Origin of the sequence: Bordetella genomosp. 9, from assembly GCF_002119725.1 — a bacterium.
GTDB lineage: Bacteria > Pseudomonadota > Gammaproteobacteria > Burkholderiales > Burkholderiaceae_B > Bordetella_C.
On sequence record NZ_CP021109.1, the window covers coordinates 2523914 to 2542144 of the forward strand.

The 18231-nt window shown below is 66.7% G+C and carries 16 protein-coding genes; 12 read left to right on the forward strand and 4 right to left on the reverse strand.

Going from position 1 to position 18231, the window contains the following annotated elements:
* Position 1 precedes the first annotated feature (1 nt).
* The 3 genes from CAL13_RS11625 to CAL13_RS11635 all read right to left on the reverse strand — a co-directional run bounded on the left by CAL13_RS11625 (position 2) and on the right by CAL13_RS11635 (position 3222).
* A complete protein-coding gene (locus CAL13_RS11625) occupies positions 2-967 on the reverse strand; it encodes an amidohydrolase family protein (RefSeq protein WP_086072476.1) in 966 nt (321 codons plus the stop codon).
* 310 nt (positions 968-1277) lie between these two features.
* Positions 1278-1823, reverse strand: a complete 546-nt coding sequence (locus CAL13_RS11630; RefSeq protein ID WP_086057536.1) for a MarR family winged helix-turn-helix transcriptional regulator — start codon at positions 1821-1823, stop codon at positions 1278-1280.
* Positions 1824-1908: 85 nt separating this feature from the next.
* A complete protein-coding gene (locus CAL13_RS11635; protein WP_086072477.1) occupies positions 1909-3222 on the reverse strand; it encodes a M20/M25/M40 family metallo-hydrolase in 1314 nt (437 codons plus the stop codon).
* A 139-nt stretch (positions 3223-3361) separates the two neighbouring features.
* Here CAL13_RS11635 and CAL13_RS21235 point away from each other — a divergent pair, with 139 nt between their 5' ends.
* Complete coding sequence (locus CAL13_RS21235) at positions 3362-3577, forward strand: ribbon-helix-helix protein, CopG family (protein ID WP_157664861.1); 216 nt, start codon at positions 3362-3364, stop codon at positions 3575-3577.
* A 119-nt stretch (positions 3578-3696) separates the two neighbouring features.
* Entirely contained in the window at positions 3697-4632 is a 936-nt protein-coding gene (locus tag CAL13_RS11645) for an ornithine cyclodeaminase family protein (RefSeq protein WP_086072479.1), read from the forward strand.
* 22 nt (positions 4633-4654) lie between these two features.
* Here CAL13_RS11645 and CAL13_RS11650 read toward each other — a convergent pair whose 3' ends face one another.
* On the reverse strand, positions 4655-5344 hold the full coding sequence (locus CAL13_RS11650) for a GntR family transcriptional regulator (protein ID WP_086072480.1): 690 nt from the start codon (positions 5342-5344) through the stop codon (positions 4655-4657).
* 255 nt (positions 5345-5599) lie between these two features.
* On the opposite strand from CAL13_RS11650, the gene CAL13_RS11655 reads away from it, so the two are divergent.
* The 10 genes from CAL13_RS11655 (at position 5600) to CAL13_RS11700 (ending at position 18101) form a co-directional block, all read left to right on the forward strand.
* Complete coding sequence (locus CAL13_RS11655; protein WP_086057540.1) at positions 5600-6010, forward strand: RidA family protein; 411 nt, start codon at positions 5600-5602, stop codon at positions 6008-6010.
* A gap of 84 nt (positions 6011-6094) precedes the next feature.
* A complete protein-coding gene (locus tag CAL13_RS11660; RefSeq protein WP_232467646.1) occupies positions 6095-6916 on the forward strand; it encodes an alpha/beta fold hydrolase in 822 nt (273 codons plus the stop codon).
* A 13-nt stretch (positions 6917-6929) separates the two neighbouring features.
* On the forward strand, positions 6930-8291 hold the full coding sequence (locus tag CAL13_RS11665; RefSeq protein ID WP_086072482.1) for a metal-dependent hydrolase family protein: 1362 nt from the start codon (positions 6930-6932) through the stop codon (positions 8289-8291).
* A gap of 30 nt (positions 8292-8321) precedes the next feature.
* The gene (locus CAL13_RS11670) at positions 8322-9401 is read left to right on the forward strand and encodes a substrate-binding domain-containing protein (RefSeq protein WP_086072483.1); all 1080 of its coding nucleotides are present in this window, start codon (positions 8322-8324) and stop codon (positions 9399-9401) included.
* 19 nt (positions 9402-9420) lie between these two features.
* Complete coding sequence (locus tag CAL13_RS11675) at positions 9421-11049, forward strand: sugar ABC transporter ATP-binding protein (protein ID WP_086072484.1); 1629 nt, start codon at positions 9421-9423, stop codon at positions 11047-11049.
* Positions 11050-11051: 2 nt separating this feature from the next.
* Entirely contained in the window at positions 11052-12026 is a 975-nt protein-coding gene (locus tag CAL13_RS11680; RefSeq protein ID WP_232467647.1) for an ABC transporter permease, read from the forward strand.
* Between the two features lie 171 nt (positions 12027-12197).
* Complete coding sequence (locus tag CAL13_RS11685) at positions 12198-14489, forward strand: FdhF/YdeP family oxidoreductase (protein ID WP_086072486.1); 2292 nt, start codon at positions 12198-12200, stop codon at positions 14487-14489.
* Positions 14486-15538, forward strand: a complete 1053-nt coding sequence (gene coxB, locus CAL13_RS11690; protein WP_232467648.1) for a cytochrome c oxidase subunit II — start codon at positions 14486-14488, stop codon at positions 15536-15538. The genes CAL13_RS11685 and coxB overlap by 4 nt, the downstream gene beginning before the upstream one ends.
* Positions 15535-17463 (forward strand): cytochrome c oxidase subunit I, encoded by a 1929-nt coding sequence (gene ctaD / locus CAL13_RS11695; protein ID WP_086072487.1) that lies wholly within the window; start codon positions 15535-15537, stop codon positions 17461-17463. The genes coxB and ctaD overlap by 4 nt, the downstream gene beginning before the upstream one ends.
* Positions 17460-18101, forward strand: a complete 642-nt coding sequence (locus CAL13_RS11700) for a cytochrome c oxidase subunit 3 (RefSeq protein WP_086057548.1) — start codon at positions 17460-17462, stop codon at positions 18099-18101. The genes ctaD and CAL13_RS11700 overlap by 4 nt, the downstream gene beginning before the upstream one ends.
* The last annotated feature ends 130 nt before the right edge of the window (positions 18102-18231 follow it).

Here is an 18231-nt window from a genome sequence, read left to right on the forward strand (position 1 = left end):
CCTACAGGTTGAACAGGCGCTTGGCGTTGCCGTAGCAAACCTTTTCGCGCACGGACTCGTCCATCGGCGCCTGCTCGATGAAACGGGCGGCGACCTGTGTCGATTCGTACGGGTAGTCCACCGAGAACATGACCGCGTCCTCGCCCATCTCGGCGATGGCGCCCGCCAGCGCATGCGCGGAACACACGCCGGACGTCGTGATGACGATATTGCTGCCGATGTATTCGGACGGCGCCCGGCGCAGCTTGATTCCATGCGAATAGACGGCAAAGCGGCTATCGAAGCGCCAACGCTGGAACGGCAACCCCTCTCCCATATGGCCCAGGATCAGCTTCAACCGGGGGAAGCGGTCGAAGACGCCGCCAAAAAGAAGGCGCAGCGCATGCGACGCCGTTTCCACCCCCCATCCCCAGGAGGCGCCCACCAGTTCCGGATGGCCGCCGTAGGCGTGCGGCACGACATAGGGATCCGCGGGATGCAGGTACATCGGCACGTCCAGCGCCTGCATGCGTTCCCAGAACACGTCATAGGCAGGGTCGTCGTAATACCGGCCATTGGTATGTCCATTGACCAGCGAGCCCTTGAAGCCGAGCTGCCCCACGCACCGCTCCAGTTCAGCGGCCGCGGTCTTCGGGTCGTGCATGGGAAGCACCGCGAAACCGCCGTAACGATCGGGATGCCGGGCGATCTGCTGCGCCAGAAAATCGTTGTTTTCGCGTGCGCGCCGCACTGCCACCGCGGCGTCGGGCTCGGCCTGCACCCCGGGCCCCGTCTGCGACAGGATCACGTAGTCGATTCCCGCCTCGTCCATTTCGCGCAAGCGCACCTCGTCGAAGTCCTGCAGCCGCGCGGCCAGGTCCGCGAACACGGCGGGATCGATATGCTGGGAAAAGCTCTTCGTATAGTCTTTGAAACCCACCGCGGTGTAGTGCTCTTCAAACGCGATCTTGCGCACCTTGGCTGCCATGCACCTGCTCCTCTTCCGGTCAACGAGCCAAGCCAGCGACGGCCGGCTATTTCGTCAGCATACTGACTATTGATGCGCGCCTTGCCTTCTTGGCAGCGGGCGCACGGGGGCTGCGCGCCGCGCGCCAGCCTTCTGACATGTCAGTATACTGAAGTTATAGTCAGCGTACTGACGAATTAGGGAAATCCTGTATATGGCGTGCCCGGCCCCCGCGGACCGCGGCAGCGGAACGGACTGTCAGCGGCCGGCAAGAGCCGCGGCGGTATCGCTGGAAAGCGGAATGGCGCCGGCGCGAATGCCGGCGCGGAAATCAGAACGCGCGCAGCTGCGCCCGGCCGTACTGGTTATTGGCTTCGACGAGCGTCGACAGCAGCTTCATGAATATCTGGCGGTTCCGCGGAGACAGCGGCTCGAGCAGCCGCTCTTGCGCCCGAGCCATGCCGGCCTGGAGCAGGCCCATGATCCGCAGCCCCTCTTCCGTGATGACGGCCTGCCGGGAACGCTTGTCGTTGGGATTGACACGCCGCTGCACCAGCCCCCGCTCCTGCAGGCGCTTGATGACGTCCGCCGTGGTGGTTCGATCCAGCCCCAACTCCATCCCGATGGCCGTCTGGTCCATCCACGGATTGAGCGAAAGCGCGGTAAGCACGCCATATTGCACCGGTGTCACGTTCTGCGTTTTGCATTCTTCGAAGAACATGGCGTAGTGGATCTGATTCAGGCGCCGGATGAGGTAGCCAGGGCGGGCCCAAAGCACTTGCTTCGCCGGGGCGAATACCGTGTCGTCCGGCGCCGACGCTGCCCGCGAGCGCCGTCTTGTTGCAGCTTTTCTGGTCGGTGTGTCCGCGTCTGGCATAAGAAGCGACTGCGAAGTGGCGAGAGTTGTTAGTACACTGAATATTACACTACGCCGCCGGGGCGCCTATGGCGCCCGGCCCTTCCTATTTCACCTTGCCCTGCGCCACGTCCATGATCAGCCGCGCGGCCAGATACATGCGCGGCGCGATGGTTTTCACTTCGATGTATTCGGCGGAATTGGAATGGGCGCCGAAGCCGTTCACCCCCATGCCCTCGATCACGGGGCCGCGCGCCTTCAGGGCGGCGAACGCCGCGTCGGTGCCGCCGCCGGTGGCGCGGTCCAGCACATTCAGCGACATGCCGATCTCCTCGTAGATCGCCTTGCCATGCTCGGCCAGCGCGCGGGATGCGGGCGTGGCTTCCAGCGGAGGGCGCCGCACCTCGAACTTCATGCTTACCGTCGACTCCGGCAGCAGCTTGTTGCGGATGCGTTCCTGCAGGGTCTTTTCCAGATTGTCGAAATCGGCCACGCGCAGGGCGCGTGCATCCGCCTGCGCGGTGGCGTTGCCCGGTATCACATTGCGGTTCGTGCCCGCCTGGGCCACCGTCCAGTTCAGTTTCAGGCCGTCCTCCGGACGCGACAGGTCGTCCATCTGCAGCACCTGATGCGCCAGTTCGTACAAGGCGTTCACGCCGCCTTCCGGCCGTGCGCCGGCGTGCGACGTCCGTCCCTGTACCGTCAGATAGGCGGCGCCGATGCCGCTGGTCGCCAGCCGCAGGTCGCCGTGCGAGCCGCCGCTTTCGAAGGAAAACACCGCGTCCTGATCCGAGCCCAGGCGCGTGATCGTGCTGCGCGCGCCCGGCGAGCTGATCTCTTCATCGCCGTTGATCAGGACGGTCAGCGTGCCGAAGTCCTCGAACTTCAGCTTCTGCAGCAAGGCGATGGTGTGGATGATGGCGGCGACCCCTTGCTTGTCGTCCGAAATGCCAAGGCCATAGGCGCGATCGCCGTCGATGCGGAACGGCTGATCCTTCAGCATGCCGTTGCGATACACGGTGTCCATGTGGGCGATCAGCATGATCCTGCCCTGCCCCTTGCCCTTGAACTCCGCATGCACCATGGGGCCGATCACTTCCGGCGTATCGCCCATGCGGAAGACGTCGGTGGGGTCGATGATATGTACCGAGCCGCCCAGCGCCTTGAGCTTGTCGGCGACCAGGCCGGCGATCTTTCGCACGCCTTCCACGTCCTTGCTGCCGGACTCGATCTCGACCAGCTCGCGCAGCGTATCGAGCATCGGCTGCTGTTCGGCCTTGGCGGCGTCCAGCACCGCCGCCGCCGGCTGGGCCTGCGCCGCGGCGGCTGCGAGCACGCCGATGCTCAGCAAAGCGCCGGCGGCGGCGCGTCGCAGCAGGCGCACATGCGGCAGGACGGTGTGCGAAATGACGTTCGGCATGATGTCTCTTCCTCGGGTGTGGTGGTCTCCGGATGATATAGGACGCCACGGCTCCGGCGGGGGCTTGACGCAGGTCAACACGCGCCGGCCCGCCCTATGTCACGGTAGTGGCGCCGACTTTCCACTCGGGAGAAAGGCCGTGGACACCCAGACGATCACGCTGCGCCTGCCGGCTTCGCTGGTCGAACGCATCGAAGAGACCGCGCGCCGCCGCGGACGGTCGCGTTCGGCCCTCTTTGAAGAAGCCCTGCGGCAGTACCTTGCCGGCGACCAACTGTCGCGCAGCGAGGCGGACATGACGGTGGCCCGCGACGCCGGCACGGACGAACCGCTGTACAAGCTGAACGAAGGCTAGCGCGCGCCGGCGCCGGCCAGCCGCTGCACCCTTGTCACAGGCCCGCGGGCCCTCGGCTTTCAGCCCGGCATGGCAGAATCCCGGACGCAACCCGCCGGGGTCCCATCGGAGGAATGTCCATGCTGCACGTCGACGCCCAACGCGCCGAAAGCCTGTTGCCGTTCGAATCGCTCGTTCCCGCCCTGCGCGAGGCATTCGCGTCCAGGATATCCGTGCCGCCGCGGCAGATTCTGTCGTTGCCCGACGAAGGCGCCCCCGTTGGAACGTCGCTGCTGATGCCGGCTTGGGACGACCGCGGCTACTACGGCGTCAAGCTGGTGAACATATTCCCAGGCAATTCGGCGCGCGGCCTGCCCGGGCTGCATTCCGTCTACGTTCTGTTCGACGCCAACACCGGCGTGCCGCTGGCGACGCTGGACGGCGATGTGATCACGTCCCGCCGGACCGCCGCGGCTTCGGCCTTGGGCGTGTCCTTCCTGGCCCGGCCCGACGCGTCGCGGCTGCTCGTGGTGGGCGCGGGACGCGTGGCGCGCCTGCTCGCGCCGGCCATCGCCAGCGTGCGGCGGCTGGAATCGGTGAAGGTATGGAATGTGCGGCCGGAAAGCGCACTGGCCTGCGCCGAACGATGGCGCGGGTGCGGCATCGACGCCGTCGCGGTCACCGATCTGGAGACGGCCGTCCGCGAGGCCGATATCGTCAGTTGCGCGACGCTGGCCCAGTCCCCGCTGATCCAGGCCGAATGGATGGCCCCGGGCAGCCATCTCGATCTGGTCGGCAGTTTTTCCCCCGTCATGACCGAGGCCGCGCCGGCCTGCTTTGCGCAGGCCGCGGTTTGGACCGACACGCCGGAAGCGCTGCGCAAGTCCGGGGACATCCTGAACGCCATCGCCGCGGGCTGCCTGCGCGAGACGGACATACAGGGGAACCTCTACGGCCTCTGCCGCGGCGAAAGCCAGGGCCGGACCTCACCCTCGCAGCGCACGCTGTTCAAAGCGGTCGGCAACGCGCTGGAAGATCTGGCGGCCGCCCGCATGGTGTACGAGAACCTGCGCTGACCCGCCGGCGTGCGCCTTGCAGTCAGGCCGGGTCCGGTTTCGGCAGACCGGCCAGCAGCCGCCGCCGGGTGTGTTCCGAATGTTCGCGCGTCAGCGTGACGAATTTTTCGGCGTCGCCCAGCACGAAGGCCTGGGCAAGCTGAATGTGCTCCTGCTGCGCCTCTGTCAAATCGCCCGTCAGGCGCGTTTCCGTGCGGATATAGGCTTCGATCAGGTTGCGCGAGTGGTCGAGCGCGCGCAGGTGATGCGGGCAATCCGCCGGACTGAGCAGCGCCGTGTGAAAGCGCATGTTCAGGTCGAACCATTTCGCCCGGCTTTCGTCGTCGGCGCGTTCGGCTAGCGTGGCCATTTCCGATGCGATGCCATAGACGGCGGCGATGTCGGCTTCCGTCCGCCTGGCGATGGCGCGACGCGCCAGTTCCGTCTCCAGCAGGCAACGCAGGTCGAAAACTTCTGTGATCTGCTTGGGATCGAGACTGGCCACGGCGTAGCCGCGGCGCGGATGCAGGATCACGATGCCGTCCGCTTCCAGCCGGGGCAGCGCCTCGCGCAGCGGGCTGCGGCTGACGCCCAGCCTTGCGGCCACTTCGTCCTGGCGCAGCATTTGTCCCGGCCGGAAGATGCCGTTCAGGATGGCGTCCCGCAGCTTCTGATAGACCATGCTGGGCAAGGTCTGGCTGGGCGCGGGGTCGGAAAGCTGTTCGATGGGCATGATTGGAAGGGTGTGGCCGTGTCAGCCTCAGATTGTATAAAAAAACGTGATGCGCCGGAATCTTCGTGAAAATCCGCAAAACTGGCTGCCAAGGCGGCCCCATACCGCTTGCTGACTCGCATAGCGATTTACCCTTGATCCCTTGTGGATTCGGGGTTATTCCCAATTTGCCCGCCTCAAGGAAGGGCTAGACTGAGCCCGCATTTTATTTTTTATACAACTTTGCCCCTGGGGCCGCCCTTCCAAGGAGATCGCATGACCACGCAAGTGAAATACGTCAACCCCGAGGGAAGCTGCCCGGCGCAAGGCCTGTATTCCCACATCGGCACGGCCGACGGCAAACTGCTCTTCGTCGCCGGCCAGCTTTCAGTGGGCGCGGACGGCAGCGTGGTGGGCAAACACGACTTCGACGCGCAGTTCAAGCAGGTGTTCCGCAACCTGGGAGACGTACTGAAAGGCGTGGGCGCCGACTTCAACAACGTGGTCAAGTTCACCACCTACCTGGTGCATTCCCAGGACATCGAGAAGTTCATGAGGCTGCGCGCGGAGTACTTCCCGCAGATTTTCCGCGGCAAGGATTACCCGCCCAATACGCTGCTCATCGTCGACCGCCTGGTCAAGGAGGACTTCCAGATCGAGGTCGAGGCGATCGTGCACGCCGGCTGACCGCTCCCGGCGCGGGCAGGGCTTGACGGCCTGGCGCCATCCGGCAATCGCAGGGACATGGCATTGCGTCAACGAGGATGGATCTTGGATACGGGCACTTTTGACTTCGAAGGCGTTCAGGCCGGCTACTACCGGGCGGGCCAGGGCCAGCCCCTATTGCTGCTGCACGGATCGGGCCCCGGCGCCTCCAGCATCGGCAATTGGAAGGCAGTGCTGCCGCGGCTCGCGGAACGGTACACCGTCTACGCGATGGACCTGGTCGGCTTCGGCCGCAGCGGCCGCAAACCGGAGCCTCCGTACTTCGATTACGACATGTGGGTGCGGCAGGCCGGCGCCATGCTGGCGCGCATTCCGGGTGACCGCGTGGGAGTCGTCGCGCACTCGCTGTCGGCCTCCATCGCCTTGACCATGGCGGCGAGCGATCGCCGGGCCGCCGCCATCATGACCACCGGCGCCATGGGCGCCCCGTTCGATCTGAACGAGGACACCGTCCGCACCTGGACCTGCCCGCGCAACCGGCAGCAGCTCGTGCAGGCGCTGTCGGGCCTGATTCACGACACCTCGGGCATCGACGAAGCGTATTTGCAGGCGCGCGAACAGGTCATCTTCGCCGATGGCTATGCCGACTACTTCGACGACATGTTTCGCGGGGACAAGCAGCAGTACATCGACGCCGCCGTGCTCTCCGGCTCCACGCTGGCCCGGGTGACGCAGCCGGTGCTGATGCTGCACGGCCTGCAGGACCAGGCCTTCCCGGCGTCCTCCACCCGGGAAGTGGCCGCACGTTTGGCCGACGTCGACGTCGCGCTGCTGGGCCGCTGTTCGCATTCGGTGGCCGTGGAACGGGCCGACACCTTTATCGCCCTGGCCTTCGATTTCTTCGGACGCCACCTGGGCGGCGCCTGAACCGGAGCGCGCAATGAACCGAAAAGGCTATCTGCTGAAGGGAAAAGTGATCGACGGCACGCTGAACGCGCCGCTCGAGCAAGGCGCGGTCGTCACGGACGGGCAATACATTGCCTGGGCGGGCGCGGCGCGCGACCTGCCGCCCCAGTACAACGCCGACGAATACACGCTGATCGACCTGCCGGGGCGCACGATCATGCCAGGGCTGATCGACGGCCACACCCACATCTCGTTCGGCGAGTCGCGGTCGGAAGAAGAGAATGCGCTGTACACGCCGGTGGAGTTCCGTACCGCCAAGGCGCTGTACTACGCGCGCAAGATCCTTCAGGCCGGCGTCACCAGCGCGTTCGACGCCGCCACCACCTATGCCGTGGCCCAGGCCGTGCGCGACGCCATCGATACCGGCATGTTCCCGGGCCCGCGCTATACGGTCTCCGGCAGGCAGATCACCAATCACCAGGGCCTGGAAGATTCCTTCCCCAGCGAAATGGCCTTTCCCGTGGGACAGGCTGCGGTACTGGTCAGGAACCCGGACGATCTTGTGGAAGCGGTACGCCTGCAGGTCAAGGACGGCGTGGACGCCATCAAGGTGTCCGGGTCCAACGACAACCTGATCACGCCAGACGCGCAGGACATATCGGCCTTTACGCTCGACGAATTGCGGTGCATCGCCGATGAGACGCACCGCCTGGGCAAGCTTTGCAGCATTCATGCCCGGTCCACGGTGTCGTCGCGCGATGCCGCGCTGGCGGGGTTCGACAACATTTTCCATGCGTCGTACATCGACGATGCGGGCATCGAAGCCTGTTTGAAGAACGGCTGCGTCATCACGCCCACGCTGACGCTGCTGGTCAACCTGATCGAGGCCAACCGTGCCATGGCGGGCGCGTCCGGCGTCGAGGCCTTCGAGCGTGAGGTGGCCGCCGCGCGCGTCAACCTTCGCAAGGCGTACGACGCCGGCGTGCCGCTGATCGCCGGCAGCGAGAGCGGGTGGTCGCCGGTGCCCTATGGACATTGGCATGCCCGCGAAATGGAAATCTTCGTCAAGCTGCTGGAGCTGACGCCGCTGCAGGCCATCCATGCGAATACGCTGGCCGCCACGCGCCTGCTGTCCCCGCGCTACCGCGACAAAGTGGGCAAGCTGGAGGCCGGGCGATATGCCGACATTCTGGTGGTGCCGGGCGATCCCATCCAGGACATCGCCCTGCTCCAGCGGCCCAGCCGCTTCGATTACATCTTCCAGGGCGGCGCGCCGATCGACCGCACCCCGCCTGCTCCGCGCCGGCGCATGTGGTACGAGCGCACCAAGACCTTCCTGTCCGGTTTGTACGTCTACGACGAAGCGAACGGGCAAGGCAGCTTCCTTCCCGAATGACAACGAGAGCCCCGCTTACCGGAGGTTGTTATGAAGCGCTTCGAATTCCAGGCAAGACGCCTGGCCAAGACGGTCGGCGCCGCCGCCTGTGCCGCCGCGGCCGTCCTGGCCGCGGCGGCGATTCCCGCAGCGGCCGCCGAGGCGGACCGGTTCAAGGGCCTGGTCGAACCGATCCAGGCCGAGAAACCCTTCACCATCGGGGTCACGCTGGTGCACCTGCAGGACGACTTCTGGAAAGGCATCGCTTACGGCATCCAGGACGAAGCCAGGCGCAGCGGCGTGCAGGTCATGCAGGTGGCCGTGGCCGGCGCGTATGGCAATGTGCGCGAGCAGTTCGCCCAGCTGGAGGCCTTGAAGACACGGGGCGCCAACTACGTCGTGGTGGGCGCGGCCAGTTTCGACGGCTACGACGCGGTGTTCAAGGGCTTGCAGAGCGCCGGCAGCAAGGTGCTGGCCGTGGGCATTCCGGTCAACAGTCCCAACGTGACGTTCGGCGTGGGCCAGGATGAGGGCGCCATCGGAACGGCCTTGGCGAAAGCCATCTGCGCGCACAAGCCGGCTTCGACCACATTGACCATACCGGGACCGGCGGGCGCCGAGTGGACGCGCCTGCGCTACGAGGCCTTCCGCAAGGAAGCGGGCCAGTGCCCCGGGATGAAGGTCGTTCCGGGCGCCTTCGGCGGCGGCGTGGACCTGGCCTACGGCATGTCGCAGGCGTCGGACCTGTTGCTGCGCGACCCCAATGCCGACTTCATCTACACGCCCGTCATTCCACTGGGCATGGGCGCCGTGCAGGCGGTCCGCCAACAGCGCCGCAACGTAAAGGTGGTTTCCAGCGCCGTGGTGCGCGAGGCCATACCGATGATCAAGGACGGCCGCTTCCTGGCGGTGGCGTCCGAGCCGGGCATCCTGATGGGCCGCCTGATCGTCCAGTACGCGATCCGCGACCACGAAGGCAAACCCATGCCGAACATGAAGAAGGACGCCGCCCTGCCCTACCCGTATGTGCTGACGCCGCCCGTGGTCATCACGCCCGAGAACGCGTCCACCTACCCCTTCGACGTGTACGAGATTCCGCCGCAAGGCTGGAGCGTCACCGCGATGAAATGAAGCGGCGGGACTTCGAACCATGCTCACATCGAACCTTGCCCGCGAAACGGCGTCGCCCGAGCCCGGCAGCGCCGGGGACGCGCCTGCGCGCACCACGGGCGACGAGCCCCTGCTGGCGCTGCGCGACGTATCCAAGCGTTTTGGCGCGACGGTGGCACTGAGCGGCGTATCGCTGGACTTTCGGCGCGGCGAAATCCACTGCATCCTGGGCGAGAACGGCGCGGGCAAGTCCACCATCGGCAAAATCATGGGCGGGCTGCACGAGCCCGATGAAGGACGTCTGTTCTGGGATGGCGAGCCCGTTTCGCTGCGCGGCGTCAATGCCTCGCGGGCGCAGGGAATCGCGATGGTGTTCCAGGAACTGTCCCTGGCGCCCGATCTGACGGTACGCGCCAACCTGCTTCTGGGCGCCGCGCAGGCCGGCGGCCCGTTTGCCCGTCTGCGGCACGGCCGGGAAGCCGAGGCGGTGCGCGCCATCCTGGACCGGCTGGACTGCCGTGTGGACATCGAGGAACCGGTAAAGCGCCTGCCCGTCGCCACACAGCAGATGATCGAGATCGCCAAGGCGCTGATGCAGTCGCCGCGATTGGTTGTGCTGGACGAACCCACCGCCATGCTGGGCGCCGTGGAAAAGCGCAAGCTGTTCGAGGTGCTGCGCAAGCTGCGCGACGAGGGCCGCGCCCTGGTGCTGATCACCCACCACATCGACGATGTCATGGCGCTGGCCGACCGCGTCAGCGTCATGCGCAATGGCCAGCTTGTCGATTCCTTTGCCATGGACCGCGAACTGGACGCCGACGACGTGCTGGCGCGCGCCACCGGAGGCAAGCTGCGCAGCCCCGCCCCGCGCGCGGATCGCCGGTCCGATGGGGCCGCGATCCTGCGGATCGAACACCTGGCCCGGGCGGATGGTTCCGCGATGCCGCTGGACGTCGCACGCGGCGAGATCGTCGGCCTGTACGGCGTGGTCGGCTGCGGCGCCGAGGCCATCGTTCACGCGTTGGCCGGCCTGCGCGGCGCCGGACGGCTGTCCTTTCTGCTGGACGGCCGGCCGTTCCGGCCGCGCAGTCCCGCCGAAGCCGTACGGGCGGGCGTTGCCTATCTGCCGTCCGGGCGGGCCAGCAACGGCGTGTTCGGCTCGCTGTCGGTGCGGGAGAACCTGTGCCTGGGCATGCTCGGCGAGCTGAGCCGGTTCGGCGTGGTTTCCGCGCGTGCCGAGACGCAGGCGGCGCGCGCCCTCCTCGACCGGTTCGGCGTCAAATGCCAGGACATGGACGACCGCATCACCAGCCTGAGCGGGGGCAATCAGCAGAAGGTGCTGATGGCGCGCGCCATGTCGCGCGCGCGCCGCGTGCTGCTGCTGGAGGAGCCCACCGCCGGGATCGACGTGAACGCCAAGGCCAATCTGCACGATTGCATCCGGCGCCTCGCGGCCAGCGGCGTGGGGGTGGTCCTGCTGTCCAGCGACCTGCCGGAGACCATCGCCCTGTGCGACACCGTCCATACCTTCTACGAAGGCCAGGCGGTGCGCTGCTATGACAACCCCACGCCAGCGGACCAGGCCGATATCGTGCGCGACGTACTGGGCACCCCATCGGCGCGCGGCGCCGGCGAACATGCGCAAAGGTGGAACGGATGCAACCCATGAGGATGGAATGGCGTAAAGGCAGCGGCAGCTCCGCATCGCGACGCAGGCGCTATGGCTCGGGCACCATGCTGCCCTTGGTGATCGTGGCGATGGCCGTGATCACGACCCTCATCGAGCCGAAGTTCGCCTCGCTCGACAACCTCCTGAACCTGGCCCGGCAGATGATGCCCCTGCTTATCGTGGCGGTGGGCCAGGCCTTCGCCATCATCAGCGGCGGGCTGGATCTTTCGCTGGCGGCGGTCATGTCGCTGGCCGGCGTGGCCGGCGTTTTGACCATGACGCAGTACGGCCCGGCCGCCGGCATCGCCGTCATGCTGCTGACCGGCCTGTCCATCGGCGCCGTGTCAGGCTCCATCATCGCGTGGTTCCGCGTCAGCCCGCTGGTCGTTACGCTCGGCATGCTATCGGTGGCGCAGGCCCTGGCGCTGATTCTTTCCGGCGGCGTGCCGATCTACGGCATCGATGCCGGCTACGCCGACGTGGTGGGCTTCGGCGATTGGCTCGGCATCCCGACGACGGTATGGATAGGCGTGGGCTGCGCCGCGGCGGCCGGCTTCATCCTGCGACACACGGTTTTCGGGCGGCACGTATACGCCATCGGCTCCAGCCTGTCGGCCGCTTCGAAGTCGGGCGTGAATGTCGGGCGCAATACCGTGCTGGTCTACGCCGCCAGCGGACTGTGCGCGGCCATCGCCAGCGTGGTGCTGACCGCCTGGGTCGGCTCGGCGCAGCCCATCGCCGCACCCAACCTGACGCTGGAATCGCTGGCCGCCGTGGTGCTGGGCGGCGTCGCTCTGACGGGCGGCGCCGGCGGCATCCGCCAGGTCGCCTATGGCGTCATCGTTCTGAGCATGCTGTCGAACGTCATGAACATGATCGGCGTGTCCGCCTATTACCAGACCCTGGTCATCGGCGTCGTGATCATTCTTGCCGTCATCCTGGACCGCCTCCGTTCCCGCGCGGGCGCGCCGGTGTAGCGCCGCACGGGCCGGCCCCTGCGCCGCCGCCCGTGGGCACGCGTTTTGCTATGCGCCCTCACCTGGGTCCGTCCGCCTGCGCGCGCGGGCCCATTACAAACGACTCCGGCCGTCGCCCTCCGCTCAGGCAGCGTCAGGCAAGGCAGCCGGGCGTACAAAGGGCACGAGCAAATGGCGAAAGAACACACCGGCAAGGGGCCGCACACCAATCCGGCTGGCGGTTGGGGATCGGCTCGCGCCGTCGGGTCGATCCTGGTCAAGGAACACCGGCTCCTGCATGGAAGCCGGGTACTGACCCACCAGAACAAGCCCGACGGCTATATGTGCGTCAGCTGTTCCTGGGCCAAACCCGCGAATCCGCATCCCTTCGAATTCTGCGAAAACGGCGCCAAGGCGACAGCCTGGGATATCACCACGAAGCGCGCGCCGCCCGGTTTTTTCGCGGAGCACACCTGTACAGAGCTGGAGTCCTGGTCCGATCACGAGCTGGAAGCGGTCGGCCGGCTGACCGCTCCCATGCGGTGGGATCCGCAGACGGACAAGTATGTGGAAATCCCGTGGCAGCAGGCCTTCGATGAAATCGGCGCCCTGTTGCGCGGCCGCGATCCGGATGCCGCCGTGTTCTATACCTCGGGCCGGGCATCGCTGGAAACCTCGTACATGTTCGCTTTGCTGGCGCGCATGTACGGCACCAACAACCTGCCGGACAGCTCCAACATGTGCCACGAAAGCACATCGGTCGGATTGCCCAAGGCCATCGGCGTGCCGGTCGGGACGGTGACGCTGGAAGACTTCGAGCATACCGATTGCATGCTGTTCTTCGGCCACAACACGGGCACGAACGCGCCCCGCATGCTGCACCAGCTGCAGGAAGCCCGCAAGCGCGGCGTTCCGATCATCACCTTCAATCCCTTGCGCGAACCGGGGCTGGTCAGCTTCACCAACCCGCAGTCGCCGGTGGAGATGCTGACGGGCAAGGAAACGCGGATCAGCACGCAGTACCTGCAACTGCGCCTGGGCGGCGACACCGCGGCGCTGGCGGGCCTGTGCAAATGGCTGATCGAGGCGGACGACGCGGCGCGGGCCAGCGGCGGCTCCCCCATCCTCGACCATGCCTTCATCGCCGAACACACGCACGGTTTCGAAGCTTTTGCCGATGCGATGCGCAAAACGGACTGGCAGGAAATCGAGCGCGAATCCGGTCTGACGCGCGCCGACCTGAGCCAGGCGGCCGCCACCTATGCCGGCGCGCGGGCCGCCATGCTGCTGTATGGCATGGGCCTGACGCAGCACCGCAACGGCGTGCAGAGCGTGCAGATGGTGACCAATCTGCTGCTGCTGCGGGGCAATATCGGCAAACCGGGCGCCGGCGTCTGCCCCATCCGCGGACACTCGAACGTGCAGGGCCAACGCACCGTCGGCATCACCGAAAACCCCGACAAGGTTCCCGCGGACAAACTGCGCGAGCTCTACCACTTCGAGCCGCCCGCCAAAAAGGGCATGAATACCGTGGAGGCCTGCGAGGCCATTCTGGAAGGCAGGGTGTCCGCCTTCATTGCGCTGGGCGGCAATTTCGCACGGGCAACGCCGGATCATTACCGGATGGAGCCCGCCTGGCGCAACCTGGACCTGACGGTGAACGTGGCCACGCGCCTGAATCGCAGCCATCTGCTGCATGGCAGGCATGCCTATCTGCTGCCCTGCCTGAGCCGGATCGAGATCGACCGCCAGGCCACCGGCGAGCAGGCGGTGTCGATGGAAGACAGCACCGGCTGCTTCCACGGCTCGCGCGGCATACAGGAGCCGGCCAGCGGCACGCTGCTGTCGGAACCGGCCATCGTGGCGGGTATCGCCAAAGCCACGCTACCGCCGAATCCGCACGTCGATTGGGACCGCTGGGTGGGCGACTACTCGCTGATCCGCGATGCCATCGAGGCCACCTATCCGAAGATATTCAAGGATTTCAACCGCCGCATGTGGAACCCCGGCGGCTTCCACCGGCCCCTGGGCGCGTGCGAAAGGAAATGGGAAACCGAAACGGGGAAGGCGAATTTCATCGTGCCGGAAACGCTGGACGACGATCCGGATATGCCCGAGACCGGCGCAGACGTCATCCGCCTGATGACCACCCGCGGCGACAACCAGTTCAATACCACGGTGTATGCGCTGGACGACCGCTTCCGGGGCGTCTACGGCACGCGCAAGGTCATCATGCTCAACCCCGACGACATGGCGCGGCTGGGCCTGCGCGAGAACGACGTGGTGGTCGCCAGCACCGTGGCGCACGACGGCTTCAGGCGCGAAGTGGGCGGGCTGACGGTGCGGCCCTACAACATCCCGGCGGGCTGCGCGTGGGGCTACTACCCGGAATGCAACCCCCTGATCCCGCTTTGGCACCACGCCAAGGAGAGCAAGGTGCCGGCCGCCAAGTCGATCCCCATTACGCTGCGCAAGGAAGCGTGACGAAACCCATGGGCGGCCGCGCGCGAGGATGGCTGTTGTGGATGTGGAGCGGCGCGGCCGCGGCCGCGCCGCAACAGGACGCGCTGCGGCCCGCGGGCATCCAGGCCGAACGGATACTGTCGCTGTGGCACCTGACCCTGACCGTCTGCACGGCGGTGTTCGTAGCCGTGCTGGCGGCGCTGATCGTCGCCATCTGGCGAGGCTCGCGCGGCGGCGAGACGCATCCGCGCAATAGCAAGGACAGCGGCGTGGACCTTGCCGCCGCCTCGCGCGCCGACCGCCGCTCGCGCCGCATGGTGGCGGCAGCAACGTGGGTATCCGTGGTCCTGCTCTGCGGGCTCGTGACGGCCGATTTCCTCACCGACCGGGCTTTGTCGCGTCTGCCCATGGACAAGCCCTTGCGGGTGGAGATGGTCGGCCACCAATGGTGGTGGGAAACCCGCTACGAGGCAGAGGACGGACGCCCGGCATTCGTCACGGCGAACCAGCTGCAGGTGCCGGTGGGCCGGCCCGTGCGCGTCACGCTGAAGACATCCGATGTCATCCACACCTTCTGGGTGCCCAATCTGCACGGCAAGCGCGACATGATCCCGGGCCGGGACGCCGCCATCATGCTGCGGGCCGACGAACCGGGCGAATACCGCGGCCAGTGCGCCGAATTCTGCGGCGCCGAACATGCCTTGATGGCGTTTTCCCTGCGCGCCACGTCCTCGGAGGACTACGCCGCGTGGGCCGACCGCGAAAGCCGGGATGCCGGCACGCCGCGGGATGCCGAGCTGCGGCGCGGGCTGGGCGTATTCCTGGGCAATGCCTGCGCGCAATGCCACACGATACGCGGCACGTCGGCCAGTGGAACGCTGGGTCCGGACCTGACTCATCTGGCCAGCCGCCCGCTGATCGCCGCCGGCACCGTCGCCAACACCCCTGAAAACCTGGCGCGCTGGATCGCCGAGCCGGGCGCGATGAAACCCGCCACCAACATGCCCGCCACGCGCCTGCAGGACGAAGACCTGCAGGCCCTGGTGCGCTATCTGGGATCGCTGCAATGACCGCCACCCCCACCGCCCGGCCGCTGGACGGCCCCGACGCCGCGCCAGCGGTGCGCGCGGCTTTGGCCGATACCTGGCGTGATCCGTCCGGCTGGCGCGGCTGGCTGTGCGCCGTCAACCACAAGACCATCGCACGCCGCTTCATGCTGGCGACCTTTGCATTCTTCCTGCTGGGCGGCCTGCTGGCGCTGGCCATGCGGATGCAGCTGATCCGGCCGGACAACCGCCTGGTCAGCCCCACCCTGTACAACCAGCTGTTCACGATGCATGGCACGACGATGATGTTCCTGTTCGCCGTGCCGGTCATGCAGGCGATCGCGGGCTACCTGGTGCCCTTGATGATCGGCGCGCGCAGCGTCGCGTTCCCGCGCCTGAACGCCTACGCGTACTGGGTTTTCGTGTTCGGCGGGCTGTTCCTGTTCGGCGGATTCTTCGCGGGCGCGGGGCCGGACGCGGGCTGGTTCGCCTACGTGCCGCTGTCCGGTCCCGACTATGCGCCCGGCAAGGGCGTGGATATCTGGGCCCAGATGATCACCTTCACCGAACTGGCGGCGCTGCTCGAAGCCATCGTGCTGATCACCACGATCTTCAAGCTGCGCGCGCCCGGCATGACGCTGAACCGCATGCCGCTGTTCGTGTGGGCCACGCTGGTCACGCAGTTCATGGTGCTCTTTGCCATGCCGTCGGTGATGTTCGGCAGCACGGCGCTGATCCTGGACCGCCTGGTGGGCACGCATTTCTACAACCCAGCGCGCGGCGGCGATGTGCTGCTCTGGCAGCACCTGTTCTGGTTCTTCGGGCATCCCGAGGTCTACCTGATCTTCATCCCGCCGCTGGGGTTCATCTCCACCATTGTCGCGACCTTCGCGCGCCGGCCCGTGTTCGGCTATCCCGCGATGGTGTTGGCCTTGATCGCCACCGCGTTCCTTGCATTCGGGCTGTGGGCGCATCACATGTACGCCACCAGCATGCCGGAGCTGGGCAAGCGGTTCTTCACCGCCTCCAGCCTTTCCATCGCGATTCCATCGGGCGTCCAGATTTTCTGCTGGCTCGTGACGCTGGCGACCGGGCGGCTTCAGTGGAAGACTCCGCTGTACTTCGTGCTGGCCTTCTTTTTCATTCTGGTGCTGGGGGGCATGACCGGCATCATGCTGGGTTCGGTATCGCTGGATATGCAGGTCCACGACACCTACTTCGTGGTCGCGCATCTGCACTACGTGCTGTTCGGCGGCGCGGTGTTTCCCCTGTTCGGCGCGTTCTACTACTGGTTCCCCAAGTTCACCGGCCGGCTCCTGAACGAAACGCTGGGCCGCTGGCACTTCTGGCTGTTCTTCATCGGCTTCAACCTGACGTTCTTTCCCATGCATCTGCTGGGGCTGCAAGGCATGCCGCGGCGCGTCTGGACCTATCCGGAAGACATGGGCTGGCACGGGATGAACCTGGGCGCCACCATCGGCGCCTGGATGCTGGCCGCCGGGGTCGCGGTTTTCATCGTCAACGTGCTGCGCTGCCGCCGCCACGGCGTCGCGGCGGGGCCCGACCCGTGGGCCGCCGGCACGCTGGAATGGCGAGCGGACAGCCCGCCCGCGCCGCACAACTTCGATGCCGTGCCGGTGGTGGATAGCCGTGAGCCGCTTTGGACGGGCGGACCGAAGGGGGACGTGGCCGGCCTGGCCGCCGATGCGCGCGAAGTCCTGGTGACCACGGCCGTCGACGCCCGGCCCGACCTGCGCGTGCTGTTCCCCTCGCCCTCGATCTGGCCTTTCCTGAGCGCCGTGCTGACGTCCATTCTGTTCGTCGGCTCCGTTTTCACGCCGTGGGCGGTGGTGTGGCTGTCCGCGCCGGTGGCCATCGCAATGATCTTCTGGTTCTGGCCACGCCGCTCGGCCACGGCGCAGGCCCTGCGGCTGGAGCGCACGCGATGACGACGCCGTCCGGCCACGGGGCGGGCGACGCACCGGCGAACGACCGCGGCGCGGTGATCGACGTGTCCGGCCTGCCCACCTTCGGCTTCAGTCACCGCAGCCTGATGTGGTGGGGCACGCTGGGCCTGATGCTGATCGAAGGCACCGTGTTCGCCATCGGCGTCATGACGTATTTCTATCTGCGCGCCCTGGCGCCTGCGTGGCCGATCAGTGCGGCCCCCCCAGCCCTGCTCTGGGGGACGGCGAACACCGTCATCCTGCTGCTGAGCCTTTGGCCGAACCACCTGGCCAAGCGCGCCGCCGAACGGCTGGACCGCAAGCGGGCCGCCTTGTGGGTGTGGGTCTGCCTGCTGCTGGCGGCAGTCTTCCTGGTGCTGCGGGCGCTGGAGTTCACCACGCTCAACATCCTGTGGAACGAGAACGCCTACGGCGCCGTGGTGTGGTTCCTGCTGGGCCTGCACACCACGCATCTGATCACCGACACGGTGGACACGGCGGTGCTCGGCGTGCTGCTGCTGACGGGCCCCTTCGACGGCCGGCGGCACGTCGACGTCAGCGAGAACGCGATGTACTGGTACTTCGTCGTGTTCAGCTGGATACCGATCTACGCCGTCATCTACCTGGCGCCCCGCTTCTAGGCTACGAAGACAACACAGCATGACAGGCATGACCGGAACGGAAACCGCAATGGCACGACCCCCGCTGGCGCGCAGGGCGCGGTGGCGCGCCGTCATGGCCGGCGCCTGGGCATGCGCGCCCGTCGCGGCG